At 72.6% G+C, this 12288-nt stretch carries 11 protein-coding genes; 7 read left to right on the top strand and 4 right to left on the bottom strand.

What is annotated here, in order from left to right:
* Nucleotides 1-54: 54 nt before the first annotated feature.
* The 5 genes from PSU4_RS12310 to PSU4_RS12290 all read left to right on the top strand — a co-directional run bounded on the left by PSU4_RS12310 (nt 55) and on the right by PSU4_RS12290 (nt 5082).
* Complete coding sequence (locus PSU4_RS12310; RefSeq protein ID WP_147106734.1) at nt 55-630, top strand: TetR/AcrR family transcriptional regulator; 576 nt, start codon at nt 55-57, stop codon at nt 628-630.
* On the top strand, nt 627-2282 hold the full coding sequence (locus tag PSU4_RS12305; protein WP_147106731.1) for an amidohydrolase: 1656 nt from the start codon (nt 627-629) through the stop codon (nt 2280-2282). Before PSU4_RS12310 ends, PSU4_RS12305 begins: the two co-directional genes overlap by 4 nt.
* Nucleotides 2283-2335: 53 nt before the next feature.
* Nucleotides 2336-2818: a cation:proton antiporter regulatory subunit gene (locus PSU4_RS12300; protein ID WP_147106729.1), complete on the top strand. Its 483-nt coding sequence runs from the start codon at nt 2336-2338 to the stop codon at nt 2816-2818.
* The gene (locus PSU4_RS12295; RefSeq protein WP_147106726.1) at nt 2818-3996 is read left to right on the top strand and encodes a cation:proton antiporter; all 1179 of its coding nucleotides are present in this window, start codon (nt 2818-2820) and stop codon (nt 3994-3996) included. Before PSU4_RS12300 ends, PSU4_RS12295 begins: the two co-directional genes overlap by 1 nt.
* A 174-nt stretch (nt 3997-4170) precedes the next feature.
* On the top strand, nt 4171-5082 hold the full coding sequence (locus PSU4_RS12290) for an endonuclease domain-containing protein (RefSeq protein ID WP_186816896.1): 912 nt from the start codon (nt 4171-4173) through the stop codon (nt 5080-5082).
* 51 nt (nt 5083-5133) lie between these two features.
* On the opposite strand, the gene rsmI is transcribed toward PSU4_RS12290, so the two are convergent.
* Entirely contained in the window at nt 5134-5985 is an 852-nt protein-coding gene (gene rsmI / locus PSU4_RS12285; protein WP_147106721.1) for a 16S rRNA (cytidine(1402)-2'-O)-methyltransferase, read from the bottom strand.
* Nucleotides 5986-6102: 117 nt separating this feature from the next.
* Between rsmI and PSU4_RS12280 the strand changes: the two genes are divergently transcribed.
* On the top strand, nt 6103-7587 hold the full coding sequence (locus PSU4_RS12280) for a dolichyl-phosphate-mannose--protein mannosyltransferase (protein ID WP_147106854.1): 1485 nt from the start codon (nt 6103-6105) through the stop codon (nt 7585-7587).
* A gap of 3 nt (nt 7588-7590) precedes the next feature.
* Here the strand turns inward: PSU4_RS12280 and PSU4_RS12275 are convergent, their stop codons facing one another.
* The 3 genes from PSU4_RS12275 to aspS all read right to left on the bottom strand — a co-directional run bounded on the left by PSU4_RS12275 (nt 7591) and on the right by aspS (nt 11108).
* A complete protein-coding gene (locus PSU4_RS12275) occupies nt 7591-8556 on the bottom strand; it encodes an Lrp/AsnC family transcriptional regulator (protein WP_147106718.1) in 966 nt (321 codons plus the stop codon).
* A gap of 108 nt (nt 8557-8664) precedes the next feature.
* Nucleotides 8665-9246 carry a hypothetical protein gene (locus PSU4_RS12270; protein ID WP_147106716.1) on the bottom strand — a complete coding sequence of 194 codons (582 nt, stop codon included), beginning with the start codon at nt 9244-9246 and terminating at the stop codon, nt 8665-8667.
* 89 nt (nt 9247-9335) lie between these two features.
* Nucleotides 9336-11108 carry an aspartate--tRNA ligase gene (gene aspS, locus PSU4_RS12265; RefSeq protein WP_147106714.1) on the bottom strand — a complete coding sequence of 591 codons (1773 nt, stop codon included), beginning with the start codon at nt 11106-11108 and terminating at the stop codon, nt 9336-9338.
* 132 nt (nt 11109-11240) lie between these two features.
* On the opposite strand from aspS, the gene PSU4_RS12260 reads away from it, so the two are divergent.
* Nucleotides 11241-12263 (top strand): tryptophan--tRNA ligase, encoded by a 1023-nt coding sequence (locus PSU4_RS12260; RefSeq protein WP_147106711.1) that lies wholly within the window; start codon nt 11241-11243, stop codon nt 12261-12263.
* The last annotated feature ends 25 nt before the right edge of the window (nt 12264-12288 follow it).

The raw sequence follows: 12288 nt of genomic DNA, 5'->3' as shown, positions 1-12288 counted from the left end.
TCCCCGTCACGACGGAGGTTGCGGGGCCGTCGTCAGTAAGTGTTTACTTGCGCCATGACCCGCCGGGACGAGATCGTCGACGCCGCCCTCCGGCTCTTCGCCGAGCGCGGCTACGCGGCGACGACGATCGTCGCGATCGAGGAAGCGGCCGGCTTCACCCCCGGCGCGGGCGGCCTCTACCGGCACGTCCGGTCCAAGCGCGAACTGCTCGACCTCGCCCTCGAACGGACCCTCACGACGCGGCGCGCCGCCCAGACGGACCCGGCACTCTCGGAAGGCGACCTGCGCACCGCCGTCACCGCCGCCGCCCACGGCGCGCTCGCGACCTTCGACGCCGACCGCGACCTCTACCGCCTGCTGCTGCGCGGCGGCGACCTGCCGATCGACCTCGACGACACCTACGACCGCCTGTTCCAGCCCGGGTTCGACGAGGTCGCGGCCTGGCTCGCGCACCTCGCGGGCGACCGCCCCGGACTCGACGCCGCCGCGGTCGCGTCCGTCGCGCTCTCGTCGCTCTGCTACGTCGTGGTCAGCGAGCTCGCCTACGGCCGCCCACCGGGTGGTGTCGACCGCGAGCGGTTCGTCGCCGCCTGGGTCGACGGCCTCGTCCGACAACTGGAGGAACCGTGATCGTCACCGGCGGCACCATCCGCACCATGGATCCGGCGGCGCCCCGCGCCGAGGCCGTCGGGGTGCGTGACGGGGTGATCGCGGCCGTCGGCACCCTCGCGGCGGTGAGCGCCGCGGTCGGCGGACCGGTCCACGACATCGGTGGCGACACGCTGCTGCCCGGGTTCGTCGACCCGCACCACCACCTCTACCTCGTCGCCTCCGACGTGCACACCCGCGCCCTCGACGTCGCGCTGCGCGATCTCGGCGCCCTCCTCGACCGCATCTCGGCGTTGCGCGGCACCGGGTCCGGTTGGCTGCGGCTGCACGGCGTGCGCCCGCTCCAGCTCACCGAGGGCCGCCTCCCGACCGCCGCGGAGCTCGACGCCGTGTGCCCCGACCGGCCCCTGCACGTGATGTCGATCAGCTACCACGAGTCCACGGTCAACTCCGCGGGCCTCGCGGCGCTGGGCATCGGCGCCGGCACCCCCGACCCCCCGGGCGGCGTCATCGAGCGGGACCGGCGCGGGAGGCCGACGGGTGTGCTCGTCGAGCAGGCCTCGTTCGCGGCGGAGTCGGCGACCCGGCGCGCCACCGACGACCCGGACGGCTGGGTGCGGCGCGCCGTCGAGCACTCCCATGAGCTCGCCCGCCACGGCGTGACCCGCATCGGCGACATGGCCGTCCCGCCCGCGGGCGCAACCCGGTACGCCACGGCGGCACCCGACCTGGCGGTCGTCGCTCACCGCTGGCACGTCGGCACCGCCGAGATCGGCGACCCCGCCGTCCCGGCCCTGGCCGCCGACGGGCACCCGCGGGCGCCGCTGGGCGGGTTCAAGATCCTCGCCGACGGCGGGGAACGCTGCGACCTGTGCCTCGATCGTCGCCAGCTGTGGCGGTCGACGGCGTCGCTCCCCGCAGCGGTCGCCCGGCACGGCCGCCGCGCCCTGGCACTCGCCCGCCGCGGCGGCACCCCGGCGCGGCGCGCGGACGGCCGGTGGCACAACGGGACCCGCGTCCTCGACGCCGACGGGCTGCGCCGCGCAGTCCACGCGTCGGTCGCCGCCGGCCTCTCCCCCGCCGTGCACGCCGTCGGCAACGGCGCCGTCGCCGATCTGCTCGACGCGACGCGCGGCGTCGACGAGGTACTGCGCGTCGAGCACGCGATGGTGTGCGACGCCGCGCTCGCCCGCCGGATCGGAGACGCCGGACTGCAGGTCGTCGCACAGCCGTCGTTCCTGCACGACCTCGGCGACGAACTGACCGTGCTCCCGTTGCCCGACCCGTTGCGACTCGTTCCGCTGCGGACCCTGCGTGCGGCCGGTGTCCACGTCGCGCTCAGCACCGACTACCCGGCGGGCACCATGTCGCCGCTGGTCGGGATCGGTGCAGCGGTCACCCGGCGGACACGCAGCGGGCAGGTCGTGCACGCCGACGAGGCGCTGACCGTCGAGGAGGCCGTCGCCGCCTGGACCCGCGACGCCGCCGCCGTCCTGCGGTCCGACGCCGGGATCCTGCGGGTCGGAGCGCCCGCCGATCTGGTCGCCCTCGGCGCCGACCCGTGGACGGCCGACCCCGACCACATCGCCTCGATCGAGGTCACCGGGACGTGGTCGGCCGGTGGCCGCACCTTCACCGCCCCCACCCGCGCGGTCCGCCCGCCCTGCACCTGACATCGAGGGGACTACCCGTCGCGACCGCGGGGGCCCCGACATACGGTGTCAGCGTGAACGTCGAGGTGACCCCCCTGCCGGGAATCGGTGTCCGCAAGGACTTCGCCATCCGGGCCGGTAGACGCATCGGCGTCGTCACCCACCGGGACGGCAAGATCGAACTGATCGTCTCCAAGTCCGACGACCCCGACGCCGCCCTCGCCTCCCTGCCGCTCACGGTGGAGGAGGCCAGCGCACTCGCCAACCTCCTCGGCGCCCCGCAGCTCGTCGCGCAGCTCACCGAGGAACACCGCGACATGCCCGGCATCCACACCCGGCAGCTCCCGATCAACGCCGGCTGTCCCTTCGACGGCCGCACCCTCGGCGACACCGCCCTGCGCACCCGCACCGGCGTCTCCGTCGTCGCCGTCATGCGCGCCGGCCAGATCCACGCCTCCCCCACGCCCGACTTCACCCTCACCGCGGGCGACCTGCTCGTGACCGTCGGAACCTCCGAAGGACTGGAGAACGCCGTCAAGATCCTCAAGCGGGGCTGATGAACCACACCGCACTCGAACTACTCGAGCTCGGTGCGATCTTCTTCGGGTTGGGCCTGCTGGGCCGTCTCGCGAACCGCATCGGCCTCTCCCCGATCCCGCTCTACCTGCTCGGCGGCCTGGCCTTCGGCTCCGGCGGCCTCGTTCCCCTCGGCGACATCGGTGACTTCACCGCGCTCGCCAGCGAGGTCGGCGTCGTCCTGCTGCTCCTGCTGCTCGGGCTGGAGTACTCCGCCTCCGAGCTCCTCACCGGGCTGCGCCGGTCCTGGACCGCCGGCCTGCTCGACATCATCCTCAACGCCGCCCCCGGCGCCGCCGTCGCGCTGATCCTCGGCTGGGGACCTGTCGGCGCCACCGTCATGGCCGGCGTGACCTACATCAGCTCGTCGGGGATCGTCGCCAAGGTCCTCGGCGACCTCGGGCGCCTCGGTAACCGCGAGACCCCCGTCGTCCTCTCCATCCTGGTGTTCGAGGACCTCGTCATGGCCCTCTACCTGCCGACGCTCACCGCGTTCCTCGCCGGAGTGAGCTTCTACGGCGGGCTGAGCGCCGTCGGGATCTCGCTCGCCGTGATCACCGTCGTGCTCGTCATCGCGCTGCGGTTCGGACGCTTCGTCTCCGCCCTCGTCGACAGCCCCGACCGCGAGGTCTTCCTGCTCAAGGTGCTCGGCGCCGCCCTGCTCGTCGCCGGGTTCGCGTCCGCGATGCAGGTCTCCGCCGCGGTCGGCGCCTTCCTGCTGGGCATCGCGATCTCCGGCTCCACCGCCGAGAACGCCACCAAGCTGCTCGAGCCCCTGCGCGACCTGTTCGCCGCCGTGTTCTTCGTCGTGTTCGGGCTCAACACCGATCCCCGTTCCATCCCCCCGGTGCTCGCGTTCGCGGTCGGTCTCGCCGTGGTGACGACCCTGACCAAGGTCGGGACGGGCTGGTGGGCCGCGCGGCGCCAGGGCATCGGGAAGCTGGGCCGTGCCCGCGCCGGTGCCGCCCTCGTCGCACGCGGGGAGTTCTCGATCGTCATCGCCGGCCTCGCCGTCAGCTACACCGCCGTCCCCGCGGACCTCGCCGCCCTCGCGACCGCCTACGTGCTGATCATGGCCGTCCTCGGCCCGATCGTCGCCCGCTACGTGGAACCGGTCGCCCGCAAACTCGTCCGCACCCCCGCCGCCCCCGCCACCTGACCCACCGCCGGCGGAGCCCTTGCGGGACAGCCTCCCGCCGAGTTCGACACGAGACTTGTTTCGATCATGATCGGACCAGGCTCGTGTCGAACTCGGCGAGGAGCTGTGCAGCGGAGTGCGAACGGTGACGCGCAATCCGCCTCGCGGGCACGACAAGGTCGCAACGATCGCGCCATGATCGATCAACCCTTCCGCGGCAGCGACGCCGTCCACGCCGGGCTGCTGAGCAAGAACCACCTTCTCGGCCCGCGGTTCGTTCGGGTGTTCCCGGACGTGTACGTCCCGGCAGGCCTCCCGCTCGACCTCGACGTCCGCTCCCGCGCGGCATACCTGCTCGTCGGGTGTCGGGGCGGCCTGCTGGCGGGCTGGTCAGCGGTGAGGCTCCTCGGGGCGGAAGGGGCGCCGTTGGACGCGCCGGCCGAGGTCCTCGTCGACCATGACCTCCGCCGCCACGCCGGCCTCGCGGTCCGGCGCGGCTCGGCGACCGGTGACGATGTGTACGAGGTCGAAGGCTGCCGGGTCACGTCGCCGCTGCGGACGGCCTGGGACCTCGGGCGCCGACGAGGCGTCGAGAACGCGGTCGTGGCTCTCGACGCGTTGACCCGAGCACACGGCATCGACCCCGTGGAGCTGCTGAAACGTCGCGAGGAACAGCCGGGCGCGCGGGGTTGCCGGCAGCTCGACCGGGTGGTCGAGCTGGCCGACGGGCGGGCCGAGTCACCGATGGAGTCGCGGCTGCGGGTGCTGTTGGTCCGCAGCGGGCTACCGATGCCGCAGGTGCAGTACGTGTTGCGCGACGAGGACGGCGTCGTCGTCGCCCGGTTCGATCTCGCCTACCCCGACGCCCGGCTCGCGATCGAGTACGACGGCCGTGAGCACCACTTCAGCGTGCTGTCGGCCGACGACCGGGTGCGGGATGCACGAGCGGGTCGTCTCGGATGGCAGACACTGCGGTTCACGCGCGACGACCTCGTCCGGACGCGGCCGCGCACGGTCGCTGTGGTCCGTGAGGTGCTGGCGGAACGTCGCAGCATCCTGCGGCGCGCCGGCCTGCGCCTCCACGACCCCGCCGAGTTCGACGCCTGACTGGTTTGATCATGGTCGGATCCAGTCTCACGTCGAACTCGGCGGTGGGGGTCACGCGTTGCGGGCGGCCAGGGCGGCGTTGTAGAGGTCGCGTTTCGAGGTGCCCGTTGCTGTTGCTACCGCGGCGACCGCGTCCTTCAGACGTTCGCCGGCCTCCACCCGGGACTCCACCTCCGGCAGCAGGCTGTCGATCGACGGGGCCTGCGCCGGGTCGGAGCCCGCGAGGACGACGGTGATCTCGCCGCGGACCTCGCCCGTCGCCCACTCCGCCAGCTCGGCGAGGGTGCCGCGCACGACCTCCTCGTAGCGTTTGGTCAGCTCCCGGCAGACGGCCGCATCGCGGTCGGGGCCGAGGACGTCGACGGCGTCGCGGAGGGTGTCGGCGAGCCGGTGGGGCGACTCGAAGAAGACGACGGCGCGGCGTTCGGCGACGAGCTCGGCGAGCCACCGTTTCCGCTCGCCGGAGCGGCGGGGGGCGAAACCCTCGAAGCAGAACCGTTCGCACGGCAGCCCGGAGAGCACGAGCGCGGTCGTCACGGCGGAGGGGCCGGGCAGGCAGGTGATGGGCAGGTCCTCGGCCGCGGCGGCGGCGACGAGCCGGAATCCTGGGTCGGAGACGGCGGGCATCCCGGCGTCGGTGACGACGAGGACGATCGACCCGCCGCGGACGGCGTCGAGCAGCCCGGGCAGGCGTGCTGCTTCGACGGAGTCGTAGTGGCTGACGACCTTCCCGGTCACGGTGACGCCGAGTGCGGCGACCAGGGAGCGGAGCCTGCGGGTGTCCTCGGCGGCGATGACGTCGGCCTCGGCGAGGGCGTCGCGCAGTCGCACCGAGGCGTCGCGGGCGTCGCCCAGCGGGGTCGCGGCGAGGACGAGTCGGCCCGCCGGGGAGTCGGTGCTCATGTCGGGAGCCTACGATCGGCCCGCGTGGGGGTTCGCGGTGAAGTGGTGGCGCCCGTCGCGGAGGTCGTCGGCACGCCGCCGCCGCTGCGTCCGCCGGAACGGACGGATCCGCGGCGCATGCTGGGTCTCGGCGGTCTCGACGACAGGCTCCGCGGCTGGGTCCTGACGATCGCGGTGGGCCTGCTGGGCGGGGTGCTGCGGTTCGCGGGTCTGCGGTTCCCCACCGACCAGGGCACCCCCGTCTTCGACGAGAAGCACTACGTCCCGCAGGCGTGGCAGATGCTGCGCAACGGTGGTGTCGAGGACAACCCCGGCTACGAGCTGGTGGTGCACCCGCCGCTGGGCAAGCAGCTGATCGCGTTGGGCGAGTGGTTGTTCGGCTACGACGCGATCGGCTGGCGGGTGGCGGCGGCGGCGGCGGGGACGTTGTGCATCGTCCTGGTCGTCCGCGTGACGCGGCGGTTGACGCGGTCGACGATGCTGGGCGCGGTCGCGGGGCTGTTGCTGATCTGCGACGGGTTGTCGCACGTGCAGTCGCGGATCGGGATGCTCGACATCTTCGCGGCGCTGTTCGTGCTGGCCGCGTTCACGACGATGGTGCGTGACCGTGACGACGTCCGGGAGCGGATGGCCGTCGTGATGGCGGAGGGCCGGGTCGACGACACGCTGTACGGGCCGCGGCTGGGGTTCCGCTGGTGGCGTTTCGGTACCGGGGTGTTGCTGGGCCTGGGCTGTGCGGTGAAGTGGTCGGGCATCTACTGGGTCGTCGCGTTCGCGGTGCTGACGGTGCTCTGGGACGTGACGGCGCGGCGGGCGGCGGGGGTGCGCCGCCCGTGGGTGGGCACGATCCGGCGGGACCTGCTGCCGGGGGTGTGGGCGCTGGCCGTGGTGCCGGTGCTGGCGTACCTGTCGGCGTGGTGGGCGTGGTTCGGCAGCGAGACGTCGGTGGACCGGCACGCCGTGGGGATCATGGTGGGGTCGGGCGGGCCGTTCTCGTTCGTGCCGGACGCGTTGCGCTCGCTCTGGTACTACAGCGGCCACGTGCTGGCGTTCCACGAGGGCCTGGACACGCCTGCGGGCAGCCCGCACCCGTGGGAGTCGAAGCCGTGGACGTGGCCGATGGGGCTGCGCCCGATGCTGTACTACTACGCGGGCGGCGATGACGTCGGTACCTGCGGCGGGGCCGACTGTGTGTCGGCGGTGATGCTGGTCGGTACGCCCGCGCTGTGGTGGCCGGCGCCGCTGGTGCTGGGCTGGGCGTTGTGGCGCACGGTGACGCGGTTCGACTGGCGTTACGCGGCCGTGCTGGTGGGCTACGGGGCGGGCTTCCTGCCGTGGTTCCTGAACCTGAACCGGCAGATGTACTTCTTCTACATGGCGCCGGTGGTGCCGTTCCTGGTGATCGCGACGGTGCTGGTGATGGGCGAGCTCCTGGGGCGGGCGCGGGCGCATCCGGAGCGCAGGCAGACGGGTCTGCTGGTGGTGGCGTTGTGGGTGGGGCTGGTCGTCGCGAACTTCGCGTGGTTGTGGCCGATCCTCAACGGGGTGCCGATCACGCAGGCGCAGTGGCAGGCGGAGCTGTGGCTGCCGTCCTGGCGGTGAGTGTCAGTCCTCCGACGGGAGCGTGAACAGCCCGTCGCGTTTGAGGGTGCTGACGACCGGCGACGCCTCGGCCTCGACGACCCGGTCGAGCCACGCGGCCGACGTGAGGAGGTCGTGGAGGGCGTCGACGGTGGCGACGGCGACCTCGGCGACAAGCTGCCGGTCGCCGGTGACGCAGGCGGCGTGGCGCACGGCGGGTTCGCGGGTGAGCGCGGTGGCGACGGCGGCGGTGTCGCGTGGGGCGCAGCGCACGGAGACGACGGCGCGGACGGCGAACCCGAGCAGTGCCGGGTCGACGACGACGCGCAGCCGCAGGCCCCCTTCGCGACGTAGCCGTTCGACGCGGCGGCGCACCGCGGAGGCGGACAGGCCGGTGACGCCGGCGAGCTCGTCGACGTCGCGGCGGCCGTCGTGGGCCAGGGCGGCGAGCAGCAGCGCGTCGGGCCGGTTGACGTCCTTGGCCTCGCCGAAGGGCGCGTACTCGGGCGGGGGTTCGACGTCGACGAGCGCGTCGTGTTCGGCGTCGGTGAGCAGGCCGGGCCGCCAGTGCGCGGAGGTGCGGACGTAGCGCAGCACCGTCCAGACACCGGACCCGGCGAGGGCGGGCAGCAGCGGGAGCTCGTCGAGGGTGAAGGCGGCGAGCCGGGCGGGGTCGCAGTCGATCTCGGCGAGGCAGCCGTAGGGGCCGGCGAGGACGTGGGCGTTGCGGGTGTCGCGGCGGTTGGCCAGGGCGAGGGCACCGATGCGTTCCTTGCCGGGCTCGCAGCGCAGGGCGACGATCGCGCCGGCGGAGGGGGCCGGGGCGCCGGTCACGCGGACGGCGCCGCGGGCGAGGAGTTCGGTGCCGTGGCGTTCGACGACGCCGTCGGGTTCACCGAGTGCGGCGGCGATCCGCGGCCAGGAGGCGCGGCCGTCGACCTGCAGTGCACCGACGATGCGGCGGTCCAGCCCCGCCAGGGTGCCCCCCACGTGCGCACCCCGCCGTTCTTGTCGTGCCCGCGTTCGCGATCATCCTGCCCGATCGCGCATCGTCGGTACGGTCGGCCGGTATCACCCGACAGGGGTAGACCTGTCGGGTCAGCAGCCGTCGAGTCGCAACGGTCTGTGTACCGGATCGACGCCGAGGGTAAGGGAATCGAACGTCGACCGGTAGCCACAGCCGGGCCCGGCGACGACTTCGACGGCACGGTCGGTGGCGGGGTCGCCGGCGAAGCGGACCTGCGCGGGCGGGGCGCCCTCGGCGAGGCCCTGCCAGACCAGCGAGTCCTGGGTGAGCGGACCGGAGCCGCGGCGCAGGTGGACCGAGTACACGACGTCGACGAACGCGTGCCCCTCGACGACGACGAGCCGGTAGCCGCCGCCCTCGACGACGGTGAGGTCGCGCTGCGGTCCGGAGAACCGCAGTCCGACGATGGAGACCGCGCACCACGCCGCGAGCAGCACGACGCCGATCAGGGCGGTGAAGATGCGGTTGGCGCGCCGGCGCGGGACGACGGCCGCGGCCACCGTGATGAGCGCGATCGTCACACCGACGAGAACTGCCGTCGCCGGGCCGCCCCACGCCAGGTGGAACGGGTTGACCGCGGTGAACGCGGCGAGCAACGCCGTCACCAACGCACAGACCGCGCAGACCACCGAGCGCCGTCGGACCTCGAACACCCCCCACGTGCAGGCGACGCCCCGGGGCGCCGCCGGGCGAACCTACACCCGGTCGGACCCGCTGCGACGCAACGGGTCCGGCCCGGTGATCAGGGCTTCGGGGCCTTCGCCGGAGGCGTGCGGACGCTCAGGTGCAGCTCCTTGAGCCGCGCCTCGTCGACCTCCGACGGTGCGCCCATGAGCAGGTCCTGCGCGTTGCCGTTGAGCGGGAACGCGATGGTCTCGCGGATGTTGGGCTCGTCGGCCAGCAGCATGACGATGCGGTCGACCCCCGGGGCGATCCCGGCGTGCGGCGGGGCGCCGTAGTGGAAGGCGCGGACCATGCCGCCGAACTCCTCGTCGACACGCTCCTTGGGATACCCGGCGATGCGGAACGCCTCGTACATGACCTCGGGGCTGTGGTTACGCACCGCGCCGGACGACAGCTCGACGCCGTTGCAGACGATGTCGTACTGCCAGGCGAGGATGTCGAGCGGGTCCTTGGTGCGCAACGCCTCCATGCCGCCCTGCGGCATCGAGAACGGGTTGTGGCTGAACTCGACCTTGCCGTCGTCGTCGAGCTCGTACATCGGGAAGTCGACGATCCAGCAGAACCGGAACGGGCCCTCCTCGAACAGGTCGGCACGCTTCGCGGCCTCGACCCGGACCTCGGCCATGATCTTGCCGACCTCGGACTCCTCACCCGCGCCGAAGAAGATCGCGGTGCCCGGCTCGCCCTTGACGTCGGCGATCAGGCGCGTGGTGACGTCCTCGGTGAGGAACTTGGCGATGGGGCCGGTGAGCGTGCCGTCGTCGGCGATGCGCACCCAGGCCAGGCCCTGCGCCCCCTTCTCGACGGCGAACGCGCCCATCTGGTCGAAGAACGAGCGGGGCCGCCCGCCGCAGCCCGGCACCGGCAGGGCGCGGACGTGCTTGCCGGCGAAGGCGCGGAAGTCGCTGTCGGCGAACAGGTGCGACACGTCGACCAGCTCGAGGGTGGCGCGCAGGTCGGGCTTGTCGGTGCCGTAGCGGGCCAGCGCGTCGCGGTAGGCGATGCGCGGGAACGGTGACGTCGTCTCCCGCTCGGGTGCGAACTCGGTGAACAGCTCCGTCATCACGCCCTCGATGACCCCGAAGACGTCCTCCTGCTCGGCGAAGCTCATCTCCATGTCGAGCTGGTAGAACTCGCCGGGCGAGCGGTCGGCGCGGCTGTCCTCGTCGCGGAAGCAGGGCGCGATCTGGAAGTAGCGGTCGAAGCCCGACACCATGAGCAGCTGCTTGAACTGCTGCGGCGCCTGCGGCAGCGCGTAGAACTTGCCGGCGTGGATGCGCGACGGGACCAGGAAGTCGCGCGCGCCCTCGGGGCTGGTGGCCGACAGGATCGGCGTCTGCAGGTCGAGGAAGCCCCGCTCGGTCATCTTGCGGCGGATGCTCGCGACGACCGCCGAGCGCAGCTGGATGTTGCGATGCATCCGGGCGCGGCGCAGGTCGAGGAAGCGGTAGGTCAGCCGCGTCTCCTCGTTGACCTTCTCCTCGGGGAACACGCTGAACGGCAACGGGTCGCAGGTGCCGAGCACCTCGATGTCGCCGACCTGGACCTCGATCTCGCCCGTCGGCAGCTCGGGGTTGGCGTTCTCGGCGTCGCGGCGCAGGACGCGGCCGTCGGCGCGCAGCACCGTCTCCCGCGGCAGGCTGCCCAGCGCCTCGTAGGCCGGGGAGTCCGACCGGACGACGAGCTGCACGACCCCGGAGTTGTCGCGCAGGTCGACGAAGACGACACCACCCAGGTCCCGCCGGTTGTGCAGCCAGCCCGACAGCCGGACGTCGGTGTCGACGTCCGTCGCGCGCAGCTCGCCGCAGGTGTGAGACCGGTATCGATGCATCGTCCGTCCATGTCGTCGACTCGGGGGTTCCGGCCCGGGCCGGGCCGTCCGACGGCCCACGACCCCTCTGACCAGGGTTCCCGCAGCGTACCGCGACGCTCCGCGCCCGCTCCGTTCCCCTAGGATTGCCCGATGACCACGTCCGGCCGCAAGGTCTCCCTCACCGGCATCAAGCCGACCGGCGAGCCGCACATCGGCAACTACATCGGCGCCATCAAGCCCGCGCTGGAGCTGGCCGAGCAGTACGAGGCCATGTACTTCATCGCCGACTACCACGCGCTGACCACGGTGCGCGATCCCGAGCTGCTGCGCCACTATTCGCGGTCGGTCGCGGCCACCTGGCTCGCCGCCGGGCTCGACCCCGAGCGCATCACGATGTACCTGCAGTCCGACGTGCCCGAGACGTTCGAGCTGACCTGGATCCTGTCCTGCGTCACCGCCAAGGGCATGATGAACCGGGCCCACGCCTACAAGGCGGCGCGCGACCGCAACGCCGAGTCCGGCAAGGAAGACCTCGACGCCGGCGTCAACATGGGCACCTACAACTACCCGGTGCTCATGGCCGCCGACATCCTGCTGATGGACTCCGACGTCGTGCCCGTCGGCAAGGACCAGTCGCAGCACGTCGAGTACGCCGCCGACATCGCCGGCTCGTTCAACCACCTCTTCGGTGGCGGCAAGCCCGTCCTCAAGATCCCCGCGCTGGTCGTCCCCGAGGCCGACACCGGCAAGACCCTGCCGGGCACCGACGGCCGCAAGATGAGCAAGAGCTACGACAACACCATCCCGCTGTTCCTGGAGAGCGCGAAGCTCAAGAAGCTGGTGCGCCGCATCCCGACCGACTCCACCCCCGTCGAGGACCCGAAGGACCCGGACAGCTCGTCGGTGTTCCAGATCCTGGAGCAGTTCGCCACCCCCGACGTCACCACCGACGTCCGCAAACGCCTCGAGGCCGGCGGCGTCGGCTGGGGCGAGCTGAAGAACACCCTTTTCGAGGTGCTCGACGAGAAGCTCGGCCCGCTGCGCGCCCGCTACGACGAGCTGATGCTCCCCGGCAGCGAGCTCACCGATCTGCTCGCCGCGGGCGCCGACAAGGCCCGCGTCCGCGCCCGCGAGGTGCTGGGCCGGGTCCGCGAGGCCACCGGCATCCAGTAGGCCCACCGCGCGCAACCTCACTGCT

Source organism: Pseudonocardia sulfidoxydans NBRC 16205, assembly GCF_007989085.1.
GTDB lineage: Bacteria > Actinomycetota > Actinomycetes > Mycobacteriales > Pseudonocardiaceae > Pseudonocardia > Pseudonocardia sulfidoxydans.
Note: the sequence above shows the minus strand (reverse complement) of the source record. Positions and strands in the feature narration are given on the sequence as shown.

Excerpts from the sequence above, each read along its gene's own strand:
- PSU4_RS12310 (WP_147106734.1), top strand. The coding sequence starts at position 55 with ATGACCCGCCGGGACGAGATCGTCGACGCCGCCCTCCGGCTCTTCGCC.
- PSU4_RS12295 (WP_147106726.1), top strand. The coding sequence starts at position 2,818 with ATGAACCACACCGCACTCGAACTACTCGAGCTCGGTGCGATCTTCTTC.
- PSU4_RS12290 (WP_186816896.1), top strand. The coding sequence starts at position 4,171 with ATGATCGATCAACCCTTCCGCGGCAGCGACGCCGTCCACGCCGGGCTG.
- rsmI (WP_147106721.1), bottom strand. The coding sequence starts at position 5,985 with ATGAGCACCGACTCCCCGGCGGGCCGACTCGTCCTCGCCGCGACCCCG.
- PSU4_RS12280 (WP_147106854.1), top strand. The coding sequence starts at position 6,103 with ATGCTGGGTCTCGGCGGTCTCGACGACAGGCTCCGCGGCTGGGTCCTG.
- aspS (WP_147106714.1), bottom strand. The coding sequence starts at position 11,108 with ATGCATCGATACCGGTCTCACACCTGCGGCGAGCTGCGCGCGACGGAC.
- PSU4_RS12260 (WP_147106711.1), top strand. The coding sequence starts at position 11,241 with ATGACCACGTCCGGCCGCAAGGTCTCCCTCACCGGCATCAAGCCGACC.